The organism is Rhabdaerophilum sp. (assembly GCF_046092605.1).
GTDB lineage: Bacteria > Pseudomonadota > Alphaproteobacteria > Rhizobiales > Beijerinckiaceae > Rhabdaerophilum.
In genome coordinates this window covers 1-23,783 of sequence record NZ_JBJTDY010000038.1, presented here as the reverse complement: position 1 = coordinate 23,783, position 23,783 = coordinate 1, and the positions used below count along the sequence as shown (strand labels likewise).

At 63.8% G+C, this 23,783-nt stretch carries 21 protein-coding genes; 9 read left to right on the top strand and 12 right to left on the bottom strand.

Annotation, left to right across the window (positions count from 1 at the left end):
• Positions 1-70: 70 nt before the first annotated feature.
• Complete coding sequence (locus ACKODO_RS03505) at positions 71-880, bottom strand: peptidylprolyl isomerase (RefSeq protein ID WP_408982065.1); 810 nt, start codon at positions 878-880, stop codon at positions 71-73.
• 298 nt (positions 881-1,178) lie between these two features.
• On the opposite strand from ACKODO_RS03505, the gene secA reads away from it, so the two are divergent.
• Positions 1,179-4,064 (top strand): preprotein translocase subunit SecA, encoded by a 2,886-nt coding sequence (gene secA, locus ACKODO_RS03500; RefSeq protein ID WP_408982064.1) that lies wholly within the window; start codon positions 1,179-1,181, stop codon positions 4,062-4,064.
• A 15-nt stretch (positions 4,065-4,079) separates the two neighbouring features.
• Positions 4,080-4,682, top strand: a complete 603-nt coding sequence (locus ACKODO_RS03495; protein ID WP_408982063.1) for a hypothetical protein — start codon at positions 4,080-4,082, stop codon at positions 4,680-4,682.
• A 61-nt stretch (positions 4,683-4,743) separates the two neighbouring features.
• On the opposite strand, the gene ACKODO_RS03490 is transcribed toward ACKODO_RS03495, so the two are convergent.
• The 4 genes from ACKODO_RS03490 to ACKODO_RS03475 form a co-directional block, all read right to left on the bottom strand.
• A complete protein-coding gene (locus ACKODO_RS03490; protein WP_408982062.1) occupies positions 4,744-6,120 on the bottom strand; it encodes a L,D-transpeptidase family protein in 1,377 nt (458 codons plus the stop codon).
• A gap of 148 nt (positions 6,121-6,268) precedes the next feature.
• Positions 6,269-7,222, bottom strand: coding sequence for an acetyl-CoA carboxylase carboxyltransferase subunit alpha (locus ACKODO_RS03485; RefSeq protein ID WP_408982061.1), 954 nt, complete (start codon positions 7,220-7,222; stop codon positions 6,269-6,271).
• 113 nt (positions 7,223-7,335) lie between these two features.
• Positions 7,336-8,262, bottom strand: coding sequence for a tyrosine recombinase (locus ACKODO_RS03480; protein WP_408982060.1), 927 nt, complete (start codon positions 8,260-8,262; stop codon positions 7,336-7,338).
• 3 nt (positions 8,263-8,265) lie between these two features.
• Positions 8,266-8,424 carry a histidine kinase gene (locus ACKODO_RS03475; RefSeq protein WP_408982059.1) on the bottom strand — a complete coding sequence of 53 codons (159 nt, stop codon included), beginning with the start codon at positions 8,422-8,424 and terminating at the stop codon, positions 8,266-8,268.
• 159 nt (positions 8,425-8,583) lie between these two features.
• Between ACKODO_RS03475 and ACKODO_RS03470 the strand changes: the two genes are divergently transcribed.
• Both ACKODO_RS03470 and aroB read left to right on the top strand, forming a co-directional pair.
• Entirely contained in the window at positions 8,584-9,225 is a 642-nt protein-coding gene (locus ACKODO_RS03470) for a shikimate kinase (protein ID WP_408982058.1), read from the top strand.
• Positions 9,222-10,352, top strand: a complete 1,131-nt coding sequence (gene aroB / locus ACKODO_RS03465; RefSeq protein ID WP_408982057.1) for a 3-dehydroquinate synthase — start codon at positions 9,222-9,224, stop codon at positions 10,350-10,352. Before ACKODO_RS03470 ends, aroB begins: the two co-directional genes overlap by 4 nt.
• Before the next feature lie 10 nt (positions 10,353-10,362).
• Here the strand turns inward: aroB and ACKODO_RS03460 are convergent, their stop codons facing one another.
• Positions 10,363-12,141 carry a glucan ABC transporter ATP-binding protein/ permease gene (locus ACKODO_RS03460; protein WP_408982056.1) on the bottom strand — a complete coding sequence of 593 codons (1,779 nt, stop codon included), beginning with the start codon at positions 12,139-12,141 and terminating at the stop codon, positions 10,363-10,365.
• Between the two features lie 191 nt (positions 12,142-12,332).
• On the opposite strand from ACKODO_RS03460, the gene ACKODO_RS03455 reads away from it, so the two are divergent.
• Together ACKODO_RS03455 and ACKODO_RS03450 are read left to right on the top strand one after the other, a co-directional pair.
• Positions 12,333-13,109, top strand: coding sequence for a motility protein A (locus ACKODO_RS03455; RefSeq protein ID WP_408982055.1), 777 nt, complete (start codon positions 12,333-12,335; stop codon positions 13,107-13,109).
• A gap of 27 nt (positions 13,110-13,136) precedes the next feature.
• On the top strand, positions 13,137-13,967 hold the full coding sequence (locus ACKODO_RS03450) for a flagellar motor protein MotB (protein WP_408982054.1): 831 nt from the start codon (positions 13,137-13,139) through the stop codon (positions 13,965-13,967).
• On the opposite strand, the gene ACKODO_RS03445 is transcribed toward ACKODO_RS03450, so the two are convergent.
• Entirely contained in the window at positions 13,968-16,412 is a 2,445-nt protein-coding gene (locus ACKODO_RS03445) for a DUF3772 domain-containing protein (protein ID WP_408982053.1), read from the bottom strand.
• A 628-nt stretch (positions 16,413-17,040) separates the two neighbouring features.
• Here ACKODO_RS03445 and ACKODO_RS03440 point away from each other — a divergent pair.
• Positions 17,041-17,685, top strand: coding sequence for a hypothetical protein (locus tag ACKODO_RS03440; RefSeq protein ID WP_408982052.1), 645 nt, complete (start codon positions 17,041-17,043; stop codon positions 17,683-17,685).
• A 10-nt stretch (positions 17,686-17,695) separates the two neighbouring features.
• Complete coding sequence (locus ACKODO_RS03435; protein WP_408982051.1) at positions 17,696-18,454, top strand: hypothetical protein; 759 nt, start codon at positions 17,696-17,698, stop codon at positions 18,452-18,454.
• A 1-nt stretch (position 18,455) separates the two neighbouring features.
• On the opposite strand, the gene ACKODO_RS03430 is transcribed toward ACKODO_RS03435, so the two are convergent.
• The 5 genes from ACKODO_RS03430 to ugpB all read right to left on the bottom strand — a co-directional run bounded on the left by ACKODO_RS03430 (position 18,456) and on the right by ugpB (position 23,398).
• Positions 18,456-19,526, bottom strand: a complete 1,071-nt coding sequence (locus tag ACKODO_RS03430; RefSeq protein WP_408982050.1) for a sn-glycerol-3-phosphate import ATP-binding protein UgpC — start codon at positions 19,524-19,526, stop codon at positions 18,456-18,458.
• Positions 19,523-20,371, bottom strand: a complete 849-nt coding sequence (ugpE, locus tag ACKODO_RS03425) for a sn-glycerol-3-phosphate ABC transporter permease UgpE (RefSeq protein WP_408982049.1) — start codon at positions 20,369-20,371, stop codon at positions 19,523-19,525. The genes ACKODO_RS03430 and ugpE overlap by 4 nt, the downstream gene beginning before the upstream one ends.
• Positions 20,371-21,129: a creatininase family protein gene (locus tag ACKODO_RS03420; protein ID WP_408982048.1), complete on the bottom strand. Its 759-nt coding sequence runs from the start codon at positions 21,127-21,129 to the stop codon at positions 20,371-20,373. Before ACKODO_RS03420 ends, ugpE begins: the two co-directional genes overlap by 1 nt.
• Positions 21,129-22,010 carry a sn-glycerol-3-phosphate ABC transporter permease UgpA gene (gene ugpA, locus ACKODO_RS03415; RefSeq protein ID WP_408982047.1) on the bottom strand — a complete coding sequence of 294 codons (882 nt, stop codon included), beginning with the start codon at positions 22,008-22,010 and terminating at the stop codon, positions 21,129-21,131. Before ugpA ends, ACKODO_RS03420 begins: the two co-directional genes overlap by 1 nt.
• A 65-nt stretch (positions 22,011-22,075) precedes the next feature.
• Positions 22,076-23,398, bottom strand: coding sequence for a sn-glycerol-3-phosphate ABC transporter substrate-binding protein UgpB (ugpB, locus tag ACKODO_RS03410; protein ID WP_408982046.1), 1,323 nt, complete (start codon positions 23,396-23,398; stop codon positions 22,076-22,078).
• On the opposite strand from ugpB, the gene ACKODO_RS03405 reads away from it, so the two are divergent.
• A partial coding sequence (locus ACKODO_RS03405; protein ID WP_408982045.1) for a hypothetical protein occupies positions 23,391-23,783 on the top strand: 393 nt, incomplete at its 3' end. The two genes, ugpB and ACKODO_RS03405, sit on opposite strands and share 8 nt — an antisense overlap.

The following is a 23,783-nucleotide window of genomic DNA, read 5'->3' as shown; positions in this document are numbered from 1 at the left end:
GCGGAAACGAGGTTTCGGCTCTGCCTGAAAGGCCGGCTTCTGGCAAGACCGGCGCGGGTTGGCGCCGCGCTTACTTCTTCTCCGTTCCGGGCCGGTCGATCTTGGCTTCCTTGCGGAGTTTCTCGAGAAGTTCCGCCTGAGCGCGCTCGGCGAGCGCCTGGGAGAGGCGCTCGCGCACATCGGCAAAGGCCGGCGCCGGGCGGTTGCGGCGATCTTCCAGCTTGATGATGTGCCAGCCGAACTGGCTCTTCACCGGCGCGGAAATCTCGCCGGCCTTCAGCGCGAAGGCAGCCTCGGCGAATTCAGGCACCATGCGATCCTTCGAGAAATAACCGAGATCGCCGCCACCCTTGCCCGAACCGGGGTCCTTCGAGGTCTCGGTCGCGACCTTCGCGAAATCCTCGCCGCCCTTGACCCGGGCATGGATCTTCTTCGCTTCCTCCTCGCTTTCGACGAGGATATGGCGCGCGCGCACTTCTTCCACCGGGGCGAGCTTGGCCACCTGCTCATCGTAGAACTTTTTCACGGCTGCCTCGCCCGTGGCCTTGCTGCCCTCGACCGCGAAGAGCCGCTCCATCAGGATGCGATCCCGAGCGTAGCTCATCTTGAGGGTGAAATCCGGTGACTGGTCGATCTTCGCCTTCCTTGCGGCCTGCGCTGCAAGCTTGACCTCGACGAGGAAATCGACCGCGACTTCCAGTCGCTTGTCTTCCGGCACATTGGGGAGCTGCGAGAGCAGGTCCTCAAGCGCGACCTTGGCCTCGGCTTCCGTAATGGCCTCGCCATTCACGGTCGCAAGCACTTTCGAATTCTGCGCGACAACCGGCCCGGCCGTCAGCACGAAGAGGGCAAGCGCGGAAGCAAGAAGACGCACGGGCATGGAGGATCTCCGGAGAAAATCAATTGCCGCGAGGGTTAGCGGAAAGCGCATGCTTTGGCGAGCACAACCTTGCCATCCACCCTTCACGCTGCCGCGAGCACGGCACGAATTGGCGAAAAGCCCGAATTCGCCAAAGGATTCGGGCGGCGAACGTTGACAATCCCGGCGCGCAATTCTTATCTCCCGCTCGCGTTATTCGGCCCCTCGCACGGGGCTCATTGCTTCGCACCCGGCTCCCGCCGGGCCGAGGCCAGGGCGTTCCGCGATTCCTGCGCGGAAGCCAGGGAAAGAGACATCCATGCTCGGCGGACTTTTGCGCACCGTTTTCGGCTCATCGAACGAGCGGCGGCTGAAGGGCTACAAACCGCGCATCGCCGCGATCAACGCGCTCGAAGCCGAACTGTCCGGCCTGTCGGATGAGGCGCTCGCACAACGCACCGTGGTGTTCCGCGAACAGCTTGCCGCCGGCAAGACCCTCGATGACCTGCTCGTCCCCGCCTTCGCCACCGTGCGCGAAGCCGCCAAGCGCGTGCTCGGCCAGCGGCATTTCGATGTGCAGCTCATCGGCGGCATGGTGCTGCATGAAGGCGGCATCGCCGAGATGCGCACCGGCGAAGGCAAGACGCTTGTTGCGACCCTTCCCGTCTATCTCAATGCGCTCGCCGGCAATGGCGTGCATGTCGTGACCGTGAACGATTACCTCGCCCGCCGCGACGCGGAATGGATGGGCCAGGTCTATCGCTTCCTCGGGCTCAGCGTGGGCGTCATCGTGCACGGCCTGGACGACCTTCAGCGCAAGGAGGCCTATGCCGCCGACATCACCTACGGCACGAACAACGAGTTCGGCTTCGACTATCTGCGCGACAACATGAAATACGAATTTGCGCAGATGGCCCAGCGCGGCCATGCCTATGCGATCGTGGACGAGGTGGATTCGATCCTGATCGACGAGGCGCGCACGCCGCTGATCATCTCCGGCCCGACGGAGGATCGTTCCGATCTCTACATGACGATCGATGCGCTCATCCCGCGCCTCGTGGCCGAGGATTACGAGGTCGACGAGAAGCAGCGCACCGTGCACCTCACGGAAGCGGGAAACGAGCATGTGGAAGAGCTGCTCACCGAAGCCGGAATCCTGAAGGATGGAGCCTCGCTCTATGAGGCGATCAACTCCTCGCTCGTCCATCATGTGAACTCGGCGCTCCGCGCGCACAAGCTCTTCACGAAGGACAAGGATTACATCACCCGCTACAATCCGGAAACGCGGCAGAGCGAGGTCGTCATCATCGACGAATTCACCGGCCGCATGATGCCGGGCCGGCGCTATTCGGAAGGCCTGCACCAGGCGCTGGAAGCCAAGGAAAAGGTGGCGATCCAGCCCGAGAACGTCACGCTCGCCTCCATCACCTTCCAGAACTATTTCCGCCTCTACAGGAAGCTCGCGGGCATGACCGGCACGGCCGCGACCGAGGCCGAGGAATTCCAGCAGATCTACAATCTCGAAGTGGTGGAAATTCCCACAAACGTGCCGGTGGCACGCCTCGACCAGGATGACGAGGTTTATCGCACCGCCGCCGAGAAGGAAGAGGCGATCGCCGCCGAGATCGAGCGCGCGAAGGAACGCGGCCAGCCGGTTCTGGTCGGCACGACCTCGATCGAGAAGAGCGAGCAGCTCGCGGCGCTCCTGAAGAAGCGCGGCTTCCGGCAGGTCGATCTCTCCGATCCCAACCCCTTCAAGCCGCTCATGGATGGCGACCAGGGCACGAAGGAAGAGAAGCTCTTCGCGGTGCTGAATGCCCGCTACCACGAGCAGGAAGCCTTCATCGTGGCCGAAGCCGGCGTGCCCGGCGCCATCACCATCGCCACGAACATGGCCGGCCGCGGCACGGATATCCAGCTTGGCGGCAACCTCAAGATGCGGATCGAGCACGAATGCGCCGGACTTGAGGGCGCGGCGCGCGAGGCCGCGATCGAGAAGATCAAGGCCGAGATCGCGAAGAACCGCGAGACGGTGATGAATTCCGGCGAGCTGGTCGTGCTCGAGCCGGCCAAGGGCTCGAAGCCCGCCAAGACGATGCAGGCCCCCGGCGGCCTCTATGTCATCGCGGCGGAACGCCATGAAAGCCGCCGCATTGACAACCAGCTGCGCGGTCGCTCCGGATGGCAGGGCGATCCGGGCCGCTCGAAATTCTTCCTCTCGCTCGAAGACGACCTGATGCGCATCTTCGGCTCGGACCGGATGGACAACATCCTCCAGAAGCTGGGCCTGCAGGAAGGCGAGGCCATCGCCCATCCCTGGGTGAACAAGGCGCTGGAGACCGCGCAGAAGAAGGTCGAGGCGCGCAACTTCGAGATCCGCAAGAACATCCTGAAATACGACGACGTGATGAACGACCAGCGTAAGGTGGTGTTCGAGCAGCGTCGAGAATTGATGGCCGCGCCCGATCTCATCGCTACCGTCACCGATATGCGTCATGCCGTGGTGGAGGAGATCGTTTCGCGCAACATCCCCGAAGGCGCCTATCCCGAGGCCTGGAATGTCGAGGGGCTGAAGGAAGAGACCGCGCGCTACCTCGCACTGGACCTGCCGGTGGATGAATGGGCACGCGAGGAGGGCATCGCGGATGAGGAAATCCGCGAGCGCCTGACGAAAGCCGCCGACGAGGCCTATGCCGGGCGCGAGCAGAAGAACACGCCCGATCTGATGCGCTACATCGAGCGGCAGGTCGTGCTGCAGACGCTCGATCATCTCTGGCGCGAGCATCTCGTGACGCTCGATCACCTGACGCAGGTGATCGGCTGGCGCGGCTATGCCCAGCGCGATCCGCTGAACGAATTCAAGAGCGAGGCCTTCGAACTTTATGATCGCCTGCTGGTGAGCCTCCGCGAGACCGTGACCGGCCAGCTGATGCGGGTGGAAGTGGTGTTTGACCAGCCGGCCGAAGGCGAGAACCCCCCGGGCCTTGCCGGGCAGGAGCCGATGCCACTTCCGGCCCATGTTTCCCCGATTGATCGCGCGGCCGCAGCCTATGGCGTGCAGGGGCAGACGGAGATCACTTCCGACGACCCCACCGGCCCGCGCGATTCCGGCGACCCCGCCACCTGGGGCAAGGTCGGCCGCAACGAGCCCTGCCCCTGCGGCTCGGGCAAGAAGTTCAAGCATTGCCACGGTCGCTTCGCCTGAGGCGCCGAGGCGGCGATGAAAACCAATCCGTTCGCGATCCTGCGGCAGAATGCGCAAATCCTCGGCTGGGTCAGCCAGGGTTGCCCTGTTCCGCCGCCGCCTGCCGTCAAGCGCCGGCTGCTGCGAGCCTTCCAGCGCAAGCATAATCTCCCGGTTTTCATCGAGACCGGCACCTTCAAGGGTGACACGCTGGAAGACATGGCCAGCCACGTGAAGCGCGCGGTTTCGATCGAGCTGGCCGCCGAATTCCATGCCCGCGCCAGGAAGCGCTTTGCGAGCCGCCAGCATGTCGAGGTGCTCCATGGCGATTCGGGGCAGGTTCTGCCACCGCTGGTCGCCGCCCTGACCGAGCCCGCCCTGTTCTGGCTCGATGGTCATTATTCCGGCGGGGATACCGCCCATGGCGAGGATGCCTCGCCGATCAGCCGCGAGCTTGATGCGATTCTCGCCTCACCCGTTCCCGGCCATGTCATCCTCATCGATGACGCGCACGAATTCACAGGCGCAGGCGGCTATCCGCCGATCGGGCGGCTCCTCACCACGCTGGCGAACGAGCCGCGTTTCACCTGCCGGATCGAGGCGAATATCCTCATTCTCGAGCCGCGCAACCGGGCGTGAAGAAACAGGAACGGCCGGTGCGGAATGCCGCCCGGCCCCTTCCGTGTCATTTTCCGGTTGATCAGCGGCGCTGCGGCGGGGTCGGCAGATCGGCTGCCGGCGTGCCCGGGTTCGATTCCGTGGTGCCCATGGCACTCGCGGTCAAGCCCGAGAGCGAGCCCAGCCAGCGCTCATAGAAGGCCGGCTTCTCGCCCTTCTTCTCCTCGGCCACCAGAGCCGTGGCCTGCACGGCCGGAGGCGTGCCCGACGGGCGAGCGACCGCCTGCGCCGGCGTCGTGCGAGCATTGGGCGCGCCCGACGTGGCGGCGACCGCCGTGGTGCTGGCGGGGCTCGCGGCCGGCTCGGCGGCGAAGCGCTCGCGATGGGCCAGGGCCAGAAGCTGCTGGCGGTTCAGGCCGCGCGCCTTTTTGGCCGGGACATCCACCGGCCCGATATCGAGCGCATCCGGCTGAGAAACGTCGGCCACGCGCGAGATGCCCTGCGGAACGGTCGCGGCCCGTGAAACATCCTCTGCCCCGACCGACGCATGCTGCGTATGCTTGAAGGAATGGTGCTGGTCGCCATCCTGATAAATACGCTTCAGCGCCTTGTGGCCGGCCTTGGTGAGTTCCGCCACGCGGATCTCGTCCTTCTTCGCCTTCTCGCGCGCAGCCAGGGAAATCGTATCATCGGCGGCCGGGTTAGTGCAGAGCGCGTTCGGGTCCTGCGCGCCCGAGCCGAAGCGATACTTGCCGTTGCAGGCCGCGACCTGCACCTCGCGCTTCGAGACCTCGAAGCGATCCGCGCCTTCCTTCAGGTTCTTCCAGAACGGAAGATTGTCATCCGCGCGATATTTCGCGAGGTTTTCCGGCGTGAAGCGGAAAGGGAGGCTGTGCATCTGGATGGCCTTCTGGCCACCCGCAAAGCTCTCGCGCGCCAGCGCATAGATATCGGCAATCTGCTTGTCGGTCATCGAGAAGCAGCCGCGCGACGTGCAGGCGCCATGGACCATGATGTTCGAGCCATTGCGGCCCAGCTGGCGGTCGAAGGTGTTCGGGTAGCCCACGTTGAAAGACAGGTAGAACGAGGAATTCGGGTTCATCATCTGTGGGGTGATGGAATAGAACCCTTCCGGCACCTGGCGGTCGCCTTCCACCCTCTTCGGCCCGAGCTGGCCGGACCAGCGGCAGATGGGGAAGGTTTTCAGGAGCTTGTATTCTCCCGCATAGTCCGCCTTCCAGACCTCGAGCTCGCTTTCCTTCTTGTAGGCGCGAATGAGGATGGGCGAGGCCTTTGAAAGGCCCATTTCGCTCATCTTGCTCTGGATATCGGGAGACAAGGCAACCCAGTGGCGGGAATCGCGCGGCAGATAGCTGTTATCGTTGCAGCCGGCGAGCAGGAGAGCCGCGACCAGCGCCCCGCCCATCCCGATCGCACGCCCGGAAATCGAATGCTTCATGCCTCAACCTGTTCTTTATCCGGGATAACGGCCCGAACATCTCAGCGCAAAACGCGACGCCTTTGTGGCATACTAGCCAGGCGCCGGTTTGAGTTCTACAATTTCTGCCATTAGCATCAAGGCTTCGTTAACTGCGATCCCCTGCTGCTCAAAGTTTCCGGCCGATGGCGAGAAATTTTTCCGCGCGGTTCTCGCGCAACTGTTCCGGCGACATCCCCGCGAGGTCGGAGAGGGCATGTGCGATCGCATCGCCCGCCGACAGGATCGCCGCTTCCGGCGCGCGATGGGCACCGCCCACGGGCTCGGAAATGATCATGTCGATCACTTTCAGCCGAAGAAGGTCCTGCGCCGTGATTCGCATGGTCGAGGCTGCTTCCTGCGCGCGGCTCGAATCGCGCCAGAGGATCGAGGCCGCCGCTTCCGGCGAGATCACCGAATAGATCGCATGTTCCAGCATCAGCACGCGATTGGCTGTGGCAATGGCGATCGCGCCGCCCGAGCCACCTTCGCCGAGGATCAGCGCGACATTCGGCACGCCGAGCGCGAGGCAGGCATCGGTGGATCGGGCGATGGCTTCGGCCTGCCCGCGCTCTTCTGCCCCGATGCCGGGATAGGCACCGGCGGTATCCACGAGGCTGACCACCGGCAGGCCGAAGCGATCCGCCAGTTCCATCAGGCGCACGGCTTTGCGATACCCCTCGGGCCGGGCCATGCCGAAATTGTGTTTCAGCCGCGTTTCCGTGTCCTGTCCCTTTTCCTGCCCGATCACGCAGACAGACTGACCCCGGAAGCGGCCGAAGCCGCCGATGATGGCGGAATCCTCGCCGAAATAGCGGTCACCCGCGAGCGGGGTGAAATCCGTGATAAGCTGGGAGATGTAATGCACGCAATGCGGACGCTCGGGATGGCGTGCCACTTGCGTCTTCTGCCAGGGCGTCAGGGCGGCATAAACGTCGCGCAGGGCTTGTTGGGCCTTGCCTTCGAGCCGTGTCACCTCATCGGTGATCGCAGCACCCGATTGCCCATCGGTCAGGGCCCGGAGTTCGGCGATCTTCGCCTCGAGTTCCGCGACAGGCTTTTCGAAATCGAGATAGGCGCGCATGATTCCCTTTTCGGGTTGCCTCTAGGGGTTCTTGTCCCGCAAAGGGGGAGCGGAAGGGCGCCGCAAACTGGCGATGCGAGGCCCCCGCGTCAAGCAAAAAGCCTTGGCGGGGCTTATCCCTTGTCGTTCAGCGGGTGCAGATCGCGCACCATGGAACGGGCGCGCTCATCCAGAACATGGGTATAGATCTGCGTGGTCGCGATGTCGGCATGGCCGAGAAGCTGTTGCACGATCCGCAGATCCGCGCCGTTCTGCAGCAGATGCGTCGCGAAGGCGTGGCGCATGCCATGCGGCGTGAGGCTCTCCGCCGCGATGCCCGCGCGGCCCGCGAGGCGCTTCAGGTCGCGCGCGAAAACCTGCCGGGCCAGATGCCCGGCCTCGCCATCGGCGGGGAAAAGGAAGCGCGAGTTTTCACCGCCCTTGCTCTCGTTCAACGCCGCCCGATAGCGCGAAACCGCATTCCGCGCGGCCTCGGTCAGCAGCACGATGCGCTCCTTGTTGCCCTTGCCGCGCACCACGAGATGATCCCGCTTCGCATTGATGCTGGCGGCGGGAAGCGCGAGCAACTCACTCACGCGGAGCCCAGTGGCATAGAGCAGTTCCACCTGCGCCGCGAGCCGCAGGGCCGCGCGGCGCGCGGCGGGGGTCCTCGCTTCGGCTATGCCGGCTTCCGCCGTCTTCAGCAGGCGATCGACATCCTCGAGCGTGAGCACATGCGGAACGCGCATGGTCTTGCGCGGGCCCTGCAAGGTGACGGTGGGGTCATCCCCGCGATGCCCCTCGGTGTAGAGGAAACCGTGGAATTGCCGCAGGGCCGAGAGCCGCCGGGCAATGGTCGCCGGCGCAAGCCCGGCCTCCGAGAGGCTCTGGAGATAGGCTCGAATCGCCGCGACATCCACCCTCAGCGGGTCGAGTTTCCCGGCGGCGAGCGCGCTCATAAAATCCTCGAGATCGCGCTCATAGCCGGCGATGGTGTTCGCAGCCGCACCCCGTTCGGCCGAGAGCATCGCCAGAAAGGCGCGGACGGGGCGCGAGGCCATGGCTCAGCCGCCAGGATTGCCGGCCGGGGCCCGCGGCATGGGAACGGGAACCACGATGTCGCGCGGTTCGGGCTCCACCAGGGTGCCGAGCGCGTGGAGCACGCCATAGAGAAGCCCGGCCATCAGCGCCAATCCAACCAGCACGCGAAGCAGCAGACCCATCGAGCCGGCCTCCCTTCCGCCGCGCCAACCCTTCCACCTTATCGGCGGCGAACCGATTCGCAGCAAGCCCCGGCGACCCCGCCCCGACTGCGGGATGCGAATTGAAGGGTAGCCTTTGCAGGAATTTTCTGCTTGAGGTGCGAACCGGGAGACCGGGGTTTGGCAATCGACATGGCCGATGAAGCGACAATCCTGCGCGGAACGGAGGAGCGTGACGGCCCCGCCGAGTCCGCGCTGCTCGCGCTCTTGAACGGTCGCCACATTGTGCTCGTGGGCCTGATGGGCGCGGGCAAGACCTCCGTCGGCAAGCGGCTGGCCCAGCGGCTCCACCTTCCGTTCGTCGACAGCGACAACGCGATCGAGGAATCGGCGAACATGACGATTCCTGAAATCTTCAAGCTGCGAGGCGAGGCGGAGTTCCGATCCGGCGAGCGCCGGGTGATCGCGCGCCTGCTTGGCGAGCCGCAGCAGGTGATCGCCACCGGCGGCGGCGCCTATATGGATGCTGAAACACGGCTGCGCATCCGCGAACGCGGCATCGCCGTATGGCTCAAGGCCGAATTGCCGGTGCTGATGCGGCGCGTGCAGCGCCGGCATGATCGGCCGCTCCTCGCCAATGCCGACCCGGAAGCCACGATGCGCGACCTGATGGCGAAGCGCTATCCGGTCTATGCCGAGGCGGATCTCTGCATCCTCTCCGACGAGCAGCCCCATGAAGCCATGGTGACCCGCGTGATCGATGCGCTTTCGGCCCATCTCGAACCGGCATCGGACCGCCCTTCCAGGGACAGACCCGCGTGAGCCTTCCTGCCGAGAACCCTAGAGTGCGGGTCGATCTCGCCGGCCGCAGCTATGACATCCTGATCGGCCGCCACCTCCTTGCCGAGGCGGGCCGGCATCTTGCGCCGCTGCTTCCGCGCCGGCGGGTTCTGGTCGTGACCGACGAGAATGTTGCCGGCCGGCATCTGCCCGCGCTCATGACAAGCCTCGCGGCGACCGGCATTCCGGCGGCAAGCCTCACGCTGCCAGCCGGCGAGAAGACCAAGAGCTGGCCGTTCCTCGAGCAGGTGGTGGAGCGCATCCTCTGCGAGAAGCTCGAGCGCGGCGATGCCGTCATCGCGCTGGGGGGCGGGGTGATCGGCGATCTCACGGGCTTCGCCTCGGCAATCGCCCGCCGCGGCATGAAATTCGTGCAGATCCCCACGACGCTGCTCGCGCAATCGGATTCGAGCGTCGGCGGCAAGACCGGCATCAATTCGCCGGCGGGGAAGAACCTGGTCGGGGCCTTTCATCAGCCGATCCTCGTGTTGTGCGATACCGGCGTGCTGGATACGCTGCCGATCCGGGAAATGCGCGCGGGCTATGCCGAGGTGGTCAAATACGGGCTGATCGACCGGCCCGATTTCTTCGAGTGGCTGGAAGCCGGCGCCTGGCGCGGGCTGTTTTCCGGCGGGCCGGAGCGCGAGGAGGCGGTGCGGGTCGCCTGCGCCGCGAAAGCGGCGATTGTCGCGCGCGACGAGCATGAAACGGGCGACCGCGCGCTGCTGAACCTCGGGCATACCTTCGGCCATGCGCTCGAGGCGATCACGCATTATGATTCCGCCCGCCTCGTGCATGGCGAGGCTGTGGCCATCGGCATGGCCATGGCGCATCGCTTCTCGGTGGTGGCAGGTTTGTGCAGCGGGCAGGATGCGACGCGCGTGGAGCGTCACCTCGCGGCGGTCGGATTGCCGACAGAACTTTCGGCCATTCCCGGCTGGAACGCCACGCCCAACGCGATGATCGAAGCGATGAGGCAGGACAAGAAGGTCAGCCAGGGCTCGCTCACCTTCATCCTCACGCGCGGCATCGGCCAGAGCTTCATCGCCAGGGGCGTGGAGGAGGCACCGATCCGCGCCTTCCTTGAAGCGGAGAGCCGGCGCGGTTGAATGTTCCCGATTAATCCGCCGGCAGGGTTTCGCCGTCGGACCCGGCCATGAACTGGGCGCGCGCCAAGGCCGCGAACCGGCCATTGAGGGCCACGAGCTGGTCGAACGTTCCCTGTTCGACAATCCGGCCCTTTTCCAGCATCACGATGTTATCGGCATTGCGGATGGTCGCGAGGCGATGCGCGATGACGAAGGTGGTGCGTCCCTTCATCACCTCTTCCAGCGCCAGCTGGAGCTTCTGCTCGGTGCCGGCATCGAGCGCGGAGGTCGCCTCGTCAAGAATGAGGATCGGCGGGTCCTTCAGCAGGGCGCGCGCGATGGACAGGCGCTGGCGCTCGCCGCCCGATAGCGAACGGCCGCGTTCGCCCACAATCGTATCGAGCCCGTTCGACTGCCGCTCGATGAATTCGAGCGCCTGCGCACGCTCCAGGGCGGCCATCATTTCCTCGTTGGACGCACCCGACCGGCCGACCTCGAGGTTCTCGCGGATGGTTCGGGCAAAGAGCATCGGCTCCTGGAACACCACCGCGATGTTGCGGCGGAGCGATTGCAGGGTGAAATCGCGGATGTCCTTTCCGTCGATGCGGATCGCGCCGGATTGCGGGTCAAAGGCGCGATGCAGCAGGCCGAGGGTCGTCGATTTGCCCGAACCCGTGGAACCCACCAGCGCGATGGTCTGGCCCTGCTTCGCGACGAGCGAAAGGTCAAGGATCGCCGGGCGCTTCCCATCATAGGAGAAGCTCACGCCGTCGAAGGCGACTTCGCCGGTCAGGCGGCCGGCATCGGTCGCATTCGGGCGATCCTGCACCTGTGGAACGGTGTCGATCACCTCGAAGAACTCCTTCAGCTTCGGCGCCTGCATGAAAAGCTGGTTGATGAAGCCCACGGCGGCTTCGAGCTTGCCGATCAGCAGTGTGGAATAGCCAACGAAGGTGACGATATCGCCAATCGTCGCGAGATCGTTGAGGTGAAGATAGGTGCCGAGCAGGAAGATGGCGGTTACGGTGATCGTCGAGGAGGCGCGCGTCGCGACCGAAACCAGCGCCCACCAGGCGAGAACCGGCAATTGCGCGGAGAGCAGGCGGTCGATCACCGATCGAAGATGCTGCAACTCGGCCTGCACGCGGGTGAAACTCTGGATCACCGGGATGTTGCCGATCGCATCGGATGTGTGCTCCGCGAGCTCCGAATGATAGCCCTCGACGCTGTCCTGCATCCGGGCCGTGCGGTTGACGACGATCGCCATCATCACCGCGAAGAACACCACCAGCACCACCAGCAGCAGGCCGAGCCGCCAGTTGATGAGCAGGGTCAGCGGCAACAGCACCAGCAGCGCCACCAAAGCCGCGCAATGATCGCGAAGGAAGCCGAGCCAAAGCCAGAACATGCCGTTCGCGCCATCCAGCATCACCTTCAGCGTGCGGCCCGAATGGGTGGAGGTGTGGTAGGAGAGGGGCAGCGTCAGCACATGCTCGAAATAATTGGCCATCATCTGGAGGCGCTGGCGATGCGAGAGCCGGTCGGCATGCATCGCGATCAGCACGCCCGCCCCGATGGTGAAGAGCCCGAAGATGAGCCAGGCGCCGATGAGCGGAAAGAGTTGTTCCACCTTCGGCTTCCCGCCCGTGCCTTGCGCGGCGGTGAGCACGTTGATGATCTGCCCGAAAAGCCAGGGCTCCACGAACTGCGCCACGGCCAGCAGGAGATTCGCGAGCACGAGGAGCAACGCCAGACGCATCTCCGGCCCCAGTTGGAGCAGCACCCGGATGTAGAGCCTTGCAAGCGCCATGCGCGCCTCACCTTTCGAGAATGCCGGTTTGTCGCGCCCGGCTTATCGCCAAGGGCCGATGAACGCCACGTGAGCGGGAAAATGTTTAACGCTTAACCGTTCCTTTAGCTCGTTCGACCTAGTCTTGCGCTCGACCAGGATGCCACCCGCGAGGCCGGGCCGGCACGGAATCGCGTGACAAGGACGGCGAGATGGATATCGCAACCGCAATCGGGCTGTTCATGGGATGCATGACCGTCACCGTGCTCGTGTTGATGGATGGCAGTTTCGGAATCTACCTCGACAAGCATGCCTTCATCGTCATCTTCGGCGGCGCCATCTCGGCCACGCTGATCCGCTACCCCATGTCGATGATGCTGCACGGCCTGCCGATGGGTCTGCGCTTCGCATTCCAGATGCGCAAGCTCGATCCGCGCGGATTGATCGAGGAAATCACCAAGATCGCCGAGATCATGCGCAAATCCGGCCCGATGGCGCTTGAAACCTATCAGGTCGATGATCCGTTCCTCGCCCAGGGCATCCGCTACGTGGTCGATGGTTACGACGCGGATTTCATCAAGTCCACGATGGAACAGGATCGCGACACCTTCCTCATGCATCTCGACGAGGGCCAGAAGATCTACCGCGCCATCGGCGACTGCGCCCCGGCCTGGGGCATGATCGGCACCCTTCTCGGCATGGTGAACATGTTCGCGAACATGGAGGATCCTTCCAAGCTCGGCCCCTTCATGGCCGTCGCGCTGCTGGCTACCCTCTACGGAGCGGTGGTGGCGAACCTCTTCTGCCTGCCCATCGCCGACAAGCTGCACGTGAAGCTCGAGGAGGAGGATGTCTCGCGCAGCCTCATTATTGATGGCGTATTGCAGATTCGTCAGGCCAAGAGCCCGTCGATCATCCGCGAAATGCTGATTTCCTATCTGCCCGACCATCACAAGGTGCAGTTCCTCGAAGCGGAAGCAGCGGCCTGACGCATCAGTTGAGTTGAGGAGGCGTTCATGGCGCGAAAACGAGGTGGAGGCGGGCATGCCGGCGGCGGTCACGGCTGGTTCGTGACCTTCGCGGATCTGATGGCGTTGATGATGAGCTTCTTCGTGATGCTCGTCGCCTTCTCCTCGCCCAACCAGAAGAAGATGCAGGTGGTAGCGGGCTCCATGCGCGACGCGTTCGGCGTGCAGGCGCATTCCCGCCAGACCGCCGTGATCGAGGCCGATGGCGTCCCGACCCGCTCGGCATTGAAGAACGTCACCAAGAACACCCCGGATTATGCCTCCGACCAGACGACCCCGCTGACCCATATCCAGCGCGACACGATGGGCAGCGGCACCTTCTATTCGGATCGCGGATTCACCACTGCGGCCGCCTCGCTGCGCCAGGCCTTGCAGGAACTGCCGGAACTGACCGAAGTTTCGCGCAATGTCATCGTCGAGGAGACGAAAGACGGTCTCCACATCCAGATCACCGATCAGGAAGGCCGCTCGATGTTCGCGGAAGGGTCGGCCTGGCCCTATGAGCGCATGCGCAGGACCATTGCCGGTATTGCTCCCACCCTGCGCCGCATGCCGAACCGTCTGCGTATCACCGGCCATACCAGCGCCGGCCGGGGCGAGGGCCGCGATCGCGGCGAATTGTGGCGCCTCTCCAGCGAGCGCGCGCTGGGCGTGCGCGACCTGCTCTCGAACAATGGCATGCCCGATGAGCGCTTCGAAGCGGTCATCGGCAAGGCCGATACCGAGCCGCTCTTCCCGGACGATCCCTATATCGCGCCGAACCGTCGCATCTCGATTCTCGTCATGCGCGAGGCCCCGCCGCTGCCGCCGGGGCGCTGATCAGCCATCTCGCTCATCATCGTGACGAGGCAGGCCGCGCGGATCGACCATGGGCGGGAGGTTCATGATCTCCAGCTTGCGGGTGGGTGCGGAGAGCAGCACGCCGGCCTGCTGCAGGCGGCGATAGATGTCGAAAAGAAGGTCTGACCGGGTCGTGGCCATCGAATCGACATCCGTGAAGCAGCGCAACTCAAAATCGAGCCCGTTCTCGCCGAGATTCTTGAAGATCACCATCGGCTTCGGCTCGCTCATCACCTCGATATGCGCAAGCGCCGCATCCATCAGGAGCTTCTGAACCTGTGCCGGGTCGGCGCTGTGGTCGACGCCCACCGGTATCATGATCCGGGCCGTGCGGTCGGAATGCACCCAGTTCTTCACCCGGCCGGAGATGAATTCCGAGTTGGGGATGATAACGCTCGCGCGGTCGAAGGTGAGGATCTCGGTCGAGCGCACATTGATGCGCTTCACCGTCCCCTGTTCGTCACCGACCACGATCCAGTCGCCCACGCGAATCGGCCTCTCCCAGAGCAGGATGAGGCCGGAAATGAAATTCTCCACGATGGATTTAAGCCCGAAACCGATACCCACCGAGAGGGCGCCGGCCACGATGGTGATCTTGTCGAGGGAAAGCCCGAGCTGGGACAGTGCAACCATCGCGGCGATGACGATGCCGATATAGCCCAGAATGGTGCGGATGGAATTCTGCAGGCCAGGGTCCAGCGTGGTGCGCGGCAGGTAGTGGGTATCAAGCCAGTTCTGCACCGCGCGCGTCGCGCCATATCCGAGGGTGAACAGCAGGATTGCGACCGCAATGGTTGAAAGCGAGATCGTCACGCCCCCGACCTGGAAGCCGAAGAAGGCGGCGCGGATATTGTAGAGGAAGGATTGCGAATCCACGCCCCATGGAGCCAGCAGCAGCATGCCGAAGGCAATGAACAGCATGAGGCGCAGCAGGCCGGAACCCAGCACGCTCGCCTGATCAAGCGAAGAAGCTGCCATGCCCGTCGCCTCGCGAACGCGGCGGCCGAGGAAGCCATTGGCCGAAAGGCCGGTGCTGATGACCTCCTCGATGATCGTGAGCAGGAACACCAGCGCCAGCGTGAGCGTGATGATCCAGGTGAGCTGCGTCACCAGGAAGGTCGCGAGCGGCACGAAACCGAGCAAGGCTGCTCCGAGAACGATCAACGCCACGGTCCAGCCGAAAATGCGCAGGGGCAGCACGGGCTGGTTCTGCTCGGCCGGGCGTTCGCGCTCGGCCTCCGCATGGGCGCGTTGCCCGAAAGCCCGGCGCAGGCCGCTCGTCATCGTGAGACTGACCATGATGGCGAAGACGCCGCGCATCGCGACGGTAAGCGGGAAAGACGCGACAATCGCCGCCAGAACGGCATCCACCACCCGCCCGATCACAACGATAACCGCGATGGTCAGGATGGTGCCGGCGAAGACGGTGGCCTGCTCATCCGAAAGTTCCACCATGCGCCAGCTGGGCCGGCCCGGCGACAGCACCGCATGGGCGAGCCCGCGCAGGAAGATGATGAAGATCAGCCCGTAGATCATGGCATCCGCAACCTGGGAGGTTCGCCCGGGCAGAAGCTCGAAGCGGTCCAGCAGCAGATCAAGCAGGAGCAGCGCGCCGCCAGGAACGATCGTGGCCAGAGCCACGCGGCGCAACGCACGAAGAATCTTCTGGATCGGATCCGGCCGGTCGCCACCGAAAAGCGCAACCCGAAGGAAGGAGCCGGTTTCCACCCAACCTTTCGCGCGCGGAAAGAGGATCAGCATCCCGCCCGCCATCATCGCCAGCACGAAGGCCTCGTACCATTCGAGATTGGCAAAGATGGCCGAGGCCCATTGTTGCCCCAGGAAATGCAGCGCCGCCGCATCTGCGGGGAGGGCCCTGGCGACATCGAGCCATAGCCAGGGGCTCGCCACCGCCGCATGCTGGGCGAGGATCTCGCGGGTAAAGTTCTGTCGGCGGCGATCCGCGATGGTCTGCGCGGTCTGTTCGATGCGGAGCGCGAGCGCGCGCGCGCTGCGGAGTGTTTCGTCGGCCTCCTTCCAGAGCCGGCTCTGTTCGGCACGGTCACGCGCGACTTCCGGGCTTTCGGTCTGCCCCTTGGCGGCATCCGGCGCCGGCCCGAGCTGATCGAGCCGGGCCTTGATTTCATCCGCGGCCGGCTGCTCCTTCGCGATCACGCCATCGACGCTCTGCGCCAGCGGCACGAGCCTCTGCCGGAGATCGGCGAGGCGCCGATCATCGAGCGAATCCCGCTGGAAGGCCGCCTCCACCTGTTGCAACTCCAGGCGCGTGGTTTCCAGCACACCGCGCGAGCCGCCCGGCGCCGGGCTTTGCGCGAGCCCGATGCCGGAAAGGCAAAGCCCGAAAAGCCCCATGGCAAGCGAGGCTCGAAAGCCAGCCTTGATACCCGGCGACAACGTTTCCATCCGCATCCTGATCCGCCCCGGCAAGAACGCTCGAATCAGCTGCGAGAATGGCAGAAGGCCGGCCAGCTGTCCGCCACGGACAACCCGTCCGCCTGCACTTGCCGGGGAGAACCGGGCGCTGGGCGAAAAAACGCGCCCGAAGGCGCGTCCCGCGCCGGTTGCCATGCCGGCCCTCAGGGTTCCCCGCCCGACAGCCCGCCGCCATTGCTGCTGCTGCCGCCGCCACCATCGCCGATACCCCCGCATCCGCATCCACAGGTTGCGCCGCTGCCGCAGCCACAGCCAGCCGTGCCACAACTTCCGCCACCGCAGCCGCAGCCACAATCTGCCGCGTTCATGGCCGCGATCGCTTCCGTCATGCGGCCCATTACGGCTTGAACGGCAGCATCCTCCATCCGGATCGAAACCCGGCTCAGTGAAATCGTCATCCCTGGCACCCCTTGAGTTATGATAACGCCGACATGATGTTTAAAATGGTTAACGGGTCAAGAAAAAAGTTTACCTTTTGTCTCTTGACAGGCAATTGGAATTTATGACAAGCTTTCTGAAATTCATCTGGGGTGTAATTTCTTCCAAAAGTTGTGTCTTGAAGACACGATTTGTGCTGTTTACTAGGGAGGGTATTTGAATGAGCAGTGTTTCTGATCAGGCAAGTGAATCTTCATTGTTTGAGAGATTCTTTTCGCCAAGTCTCTACACTTATTTCCGTGTCAAGCGGCCCGAGATCGATGCCAACGAAATGCGCGTTCGGCTGACCGAACTTCTGAAATTCCTGATCCTTTCCCATGAGTTTCCAGGAAACATTCTCTTCGGAGAGGAATTGGATGACCTTTGGCATCTCTGGATCATGCAAACGCGTGAATATGAAAAACTCTGCCGTTCATTACCGGGTGGCCGGTTTATTCATCATGACTCCAGGGATCAGCCCGCCGATACTGTGGTTTGGGCAGAGGTGGAGCTCCTCGTCGCGCGAATGATCGCTGAAAAGAAAGCGAAGGGCGTCGCGCTGGCCGGCGCTGATCTCAGCCCTCAAAAGCTTCGGGAGAATGCGGAGAGGCTCCTGTCATTCTTTGCAAGTTACGTTGAGAACTTCGGACAAATACAATCTGAAGTTGTTCATTGCTGGCCGCCGCTCCAGCGGCTCATGCGACGCATGGACTGGAGCGCCGATGAATTGAACGCGTTTCTGACCGAGCATTCCGTTCGAAGCGCGCCGGCACCTGGGTCCCCGCCGCCTGGCTCGCCGCCCGTTGGGCACGCTTTCCCGGCCTGAGGGCGGCATCATGGCATGGACCCAACAGCTGGGCGGGTCGGTCCATGCGAGCGGGCTTGGCCGGCTGGAAGCCGAATTGCTGCGCGCGGCACTGCTTGTTCTTGCCGCGGGCATTCTCGCTGCCTCCGGCGCGCTCTTTGTCATCCTGCTTTATGGCTGGCTCATTCCATCCGGGTCCGTCGTCCAACTGGCCTTTGCGGCCGGCGCAGCGCTGCTGTTGCTCGCTGTTCAGTTTCTTGCACGCGCCCGGGCTGGCTCCATGGCCGACCGGGCGAGCCAGAAGCTTCTCGCCCGCCTCGATCAGCAGGGCGAGGCTGCGCGCCTCGCCGGCCAGCCGCTGATACGCGCCTTGCGCGGCCGCAGCTTCCTTCTTGCCGCCGATTGCGGCTGGGTGCCGATATTCCTCATGGTCGTGCTGGTGCTCCACCCGCTCCTCGGTGCCACCACCGCCGTGGCCTTGCTTCTCCTGATCCGCTTTGGCGCAGCACCGGAGCCGCCTCCATCGAAACCCGATGCCTCCTTCCGCGCGGGCGAACGCAGGCGGCGGCTTGCGGTTGCGGGTCTGCGCGATACCCTGCAGATCCTGCTGTTGTCGCTCGGGGGAGCGCTGGCCATGGCAGGTACGCTGCAAATCGGGGAGATTGTGGCTGCGACCCTGCTCAGCCTGCGAGCACTGGGCGCCCTTGGCGCCGCCCTCGAAGATGCGCCGACGCTGAAAGCGGCGCATCGCAGCTGGCAAGGCCTGCGATCCCGCGAGGGGATCGGCTGAATCAGCCGATCCGCCTGCCCGTTTCGGGGTTGAAGAAGTGCAATTGCGCGGCAGCTGCGGTGGCCTTCAAGCGTTGGCCCGGCGCATGGGCCGCCCGACCCGGAACGCGGACGATAAGCTCCGGCCCATCCCCGTTCAGCGCGCCATAGAGATAGGTCTCCGCGCCCACCGCTTCGACCGCGCTCACCACGATATCGATCGCGAGTTCGGATGAGATATCGATCGCGAGTTCGGATGAGTCGCTGCCGTCCTCGTGGAGATGTTCGGGGCGCACACCCAGAACCACCACCCCGGCCGGCCTTTGCCGCAGGGTGAGGCCGGGCATTCCGCCATCCGGCACGGTGATGAGGTTCATCGGCGGAGCCCCGATGAACCCTGCGACAAAGATGGTCTGCGGCTTTTCGTAGAGTTCCAGCGGCGCGCCCGCCTGCTCCACCTGACCCTTGTTCATCACCACGAGCTGATCCGCGAGCGTCATCGCCTCCAGCTGGTCGTGCGTCACGTAGATGGAAGTGGTCTTCAGCGCGCGCTGGAGCTTCCTGATCTCGACACGCATCTGGATGCGCAGCTTCGCGTCGAGGTTCGAGAGCGGTTCGTCGAACAGGAAGACCTTCGGCTTGCGCACGATGGCGCGGCCCATGGCCACCCGCTGCCGCTGGCCGCCCGAGAGCGCCTTGGGCTTGCGCTGAAGGAAGGGCTCCACCTCGAGAATCCGCGCGGCTTCCTTCACGCGGGCATCGATTTCTTCCTTGGGCGTGCCGCGATTGCGCAAGCCATAGGCCATGTTGTCATAGACCGACATATGCGGATAGAGCGCGTAGTTCTGGAAGACCATGGCGATATCGCGCTCGGCCGGCTCGATCTCGTTCACGACACGGCCATCAATGGCGCAGGTTCCGCCGGAAATCGTCTCGAGCCCGGCCACCATGCGCAGAAGCGTGGATTTCCCGCAGCCCGAAGGCCCGACAAGCACACAGAACTGGCCATCGGCGATCTCGAGGCTGACGCCGTTCACCGCCTCCACCCCGCCTGCATAGACCTTGCGAACGGTATCGAGCCTCACGTCACTCATTTTTCGGTCTCCACGAGGCCCTTCACGAAGAGTTTCTGCATCACCACCACCACGATCACCGGCGGCAGCATGGCGAGGATGGCGGTGGCCATGGCAAGCTGCCATTCGGTCAGCGCATCCTGCGTCACGATCATCTTCTTGATGCCGATGACGATGGTCTGCATGTTGTCCTTGGTGGTGATGAGGAGCGGCCAGAGATACTGGTTCCAGCCATAGATGAACTGCACCACGAACATCGCCGCGACCGAGGTGATCGAGAGCGGCACGAGCGTGTCGAAGAAGAATTTCATCGGCCCCGCGCCATCGATCTTCGAGGCCTCGACCAGCTCATCGGGCACGGTCATGAAGAACTGGCGGAAGAGCAGCGTCGCGGTCGCCGAGGCGATGAGCGGAATCGTGAGGCCCGCGAAGGTGTCGAGCAGCCTGAGGTCCGCCACGATCTTGTAGGTGGGGAAAATGCGCACTTCCACTGGCAGCATCAGGGTCATGAAGATGATCCAGAACGCCGCCATGCGGAAGGGAAAGCGGAAATAGACCACCGCGAAGGCCGAGATCAGCGAGATCGCAATTTTGCCGAGCGCGATGCATATCGCCATGATGAGGGAATTGAGCATCATCGTGCCCACCGGCTCGCGCGTCGAGGACGAGGTGCCGATGAAGATCGTGCGGTAATAGTTCTCGAGAAAATGCGGGCCCGGCCGCAACGGCATCTGGCCGTTCGAGATCGTCGCGGCATCCCAGGTGGAGGCCACGAAGGCCACATAGACCGGGAAGGCCACGATCGCGATGCCGAGCAGCAGCACCAGATGTGGCACGAAATCGAGGAGGCGCCTGCGTTCGACCATCAGCTCCGTCCCTCGGGTCCCGAAATCCAGCTGGCGAGCGCCTCGGCGCAGGCCGCAACGAGTTTCTCGCCCTTCTCGCGCGTGGCGAAGCGGGCATCCCCGATCACGCCGGAGGGGGTCATTTCCATGAAAGGCCGGTAACGCGCGACCACCGGGCGCATGAGGGCAGCCGATTCCGCCTCCAGCATGCCATAAGCCCCGGCGAGACGATCCGCGCGCACCTCATCGGGCCGCAAGGCCATCATCATCGAGGTTTCCACCTCGCAGGCATGCATCGTGCCGTCCTGCTTCTCGATCAAGGGAGTGATCGCGGGTTTGGCGAGTTCGAAATAGGTCACGGCGCGGATGGAGAGCGTGGTCTCCCGTGCGAAATCGGGCAGGAAGGCCCCGAGCGCCGCGATGTTCCCGCCATGGCCGTTGACGATCAGCACGCGCTTGAAACCGTGCCGCTCGATGCTCTTCAGCAGGCAGATCAGCACCGCGCGATAGGTCGGGATATCGAGCGTGAAGGTGCCACCCAGGGCCATGTGATGCTCGGCCATGCCGACCCAGAGCGTCGGCGCGACGATGCACGCGCCTCCGGCCACCTGTTCGGCAGCCAGACGGCAAACGCTTTCGCAGAGATAGGTATCGACCCCCACCGCCAGATGCGGACCGTGCTGCTCCATCGAGGCCACGGGCAGGATGACCAGCGCGCCCGCCTTGGCGAGGGCGTTGAGTTCCGGTGCCGTGCGCTGCTTCCACATCACGGATGCCATCAATATTGCACCTTTCGCTCGACATAGCGGAACTGTATCGCGGTCAGCGCGATGACGATCGCCATGAGGATGACCGATTGCGCGGCCGAGCCGCCGAGATCGCCGCCGCTCTTCCCATCCGAGAACACCTTGTAGACGAGCGTCTCGGTTGCCCTCGCGGGGCCACCTTGCGTCGCCGCATCGATGATGCCGAAAGTGTCGAAGAAGACATAGACGATGTTCACGACCAGCAGGAAGAACGTGGTTGGCGAGAGCAGCGGGAAGATGATGGTCCAGAAGCGCCGCATGGGCGTCGCGCCGTCAATCGCGGCGGCCTCGATCACCGATTTCGGGATCGCCTGCAGCCCGGCGAGGAAGAAAAGGAAATTGTAGGAGATCTGCTTCCAGGTCGCCGCCATCACCACCAGAGTCATCGCATGATTCTGGTTGAGCAGCGGGTTCCATTCGAAGCCGGCCGCGCGCAGGGCCTGGCTGACAAGGCCCAGGGAGGGCTGGAACATGAAGAGCCAGAGCACGCCGGCAATGGCTGGAGCCACCGCATAGGGCCAGATCAGCAGCGTCTTGTAGCCGGTCGCGAACTTGAGGTGCTTGTCCGCCTGAACCGCGAAGAGCAGCGCAATGGAGAGCGAGAAGAACGCCACCAGCGACGAGAAGATCGCCGTCGTCAGCATGGTGCGGTAGTAATCCGGCTTCGAGAGCAGGATCTGGTAATTCTCGAACCAGACGAATTCGGTGGAAAGCCCGAAAGCATCCTGCACAAGGAAGCTCTGCCATACCGCCTGTCCGGCCGGCAGGTAGAAGAAGACCAGCGTGACCAGCAATTGCGGCGCGAGCAGAATAAACGGCAGCAGCTTGCCATGGAACACCACGCGCTTTTCCATGCCGGCCCCTCCCGCAACAAGAAACAGCCGGGCGCTGCTGTCGCCCGGCCGCCGGTTTTCGGAGTTCAGCGCGAAACCGTGCGCTCGAACTGGCGCAGCATCTCGTTGCCGCGGCTCACGGCAGCATCCATCGCTTCCTTCGCGGTCTTCTTGCCCGTCAGCGCGGCTTCATATTCCTCCGCCCAGATGTCACGGATCTGCACGAGGCTGCCGAAACGCAGTCCGCGCGAATTCTCCGTCGGCTCTTTGTTGTTGAGCTGCAGGAGCGGCGTCTCGAGATGCGGGTTCTGCTTGTAGAAGCCCGAGGCCTTCACCTTCTCGTAGGCCGCCTTGGTGATCGGGAGATAGCCCGATTCCGTGTGCAGCTTCACCTGGCGATCGACATCCGAGAGGAAGGTGAAGAATTTCGCGACACCCTTGTATTCATCCGCCTTCTTGCCGCCCATGACCCAGAGCGAGGCTCCGCCGATGATCGAGTTCTGCGGGGCACCGGCGACATCCGGGTAATACGGCATCACCGCATTCGACCACTCGAATTTCGCATTCGCGCGGACATTGCCGAAGAAGGCCGAGGAGGTGAGGAAGAGCGGGCATTCACCCGAGGTGAAGCGGCCTTCACCCGTGTTCGTGCGGCCGGAATAATCGAAGGTCTTGTCCTTCTGCAGGTCCATCAGGTTCTGCAGGTGGCGGACATGCAGCGGCGAGTTGATCTGGAAGGTCGTGTCGAACCCGTCCATGCCATTGGCCCTGGTGCCGATCGGCACGTTGTGCCAGGCCGAGAACTGCTCGATGTTGAGCCAGGTGATCCAGGCGGTCGAGAAGCCGCAGGTCGGGCTCACGGTCTTGAGCTTCCGGGCGGCATCGAACACTTCCGGCCAGGTCTTCGGCGGCTTTTCGGGGTCAAGGCCGGCCTTGCGGAACTGGTCCTTGTTGATCCACATCACCGCCGAGGACGAATTGAACGGGAAGGAGAGCATCTCGCCCTTCGATGTCGAGTAATAGCCGGTGATCGCCGGCAGGTAGCTTTTCGGGTCGAAATTCTCGCCCGCTTCCTTCATCAGGTCCTGCACCGGCTTGATCGCGCCCTTGGCGCCCATCATCGTGGCGGTGCCCACCTCGAAGACCTGCAGGATATGCGGCGCATTGCCCGCGCGGAAGGCGGCGATGCCGGCATTCAGCGTATCCGGGTAGGAGCCCTTGTAGGTCGGGACGACCTTGTATTCCTTCTGGCTCTGGTTGAACTCTTCGGCGAGCCGCACGATGACGTCGTTGTTGGCGCCCGTCATAGCGTGCCACCATTGCAGCTCGACCTGGGCGAAAGCCGGCGTGGCGCCGAGGGCCGACAGCGCGAAAGCCGCTCCGCACAGGAGACGACGATTGATGTTCATGAAGCAATCCTCCCTGGCCGCCCTGTCTCGTATCCCTGCGCGGCACTGCAAGGCCGCGCTTATCCGCAGGGTCAGCGACAGGTTCATGAAAGAACAATGTCAGGGCAATGACAAGGGGGCATTCTTCGCCGGCAATATACCGGAGAATGGGTCCCGCCCCACTCCCCACGGGCAAAGAACGCCAGTCCGCTCCGGCGCTCATCCCTGCCAGAATCTTGAAAAGGCGAGAGGATTGGCGGAAGAAGCGCATAATCCCCGGCCCGGCTACGGGGCGATGGCTGGTGATCCCGACAGGATTCGAACCACCCGTCGAGCCTTGGCGAAGACGGGCAAGATCGATTGCAGGTTCGAAGGAGCCGTCGCGATGGCTGGTGATCCCGACAGG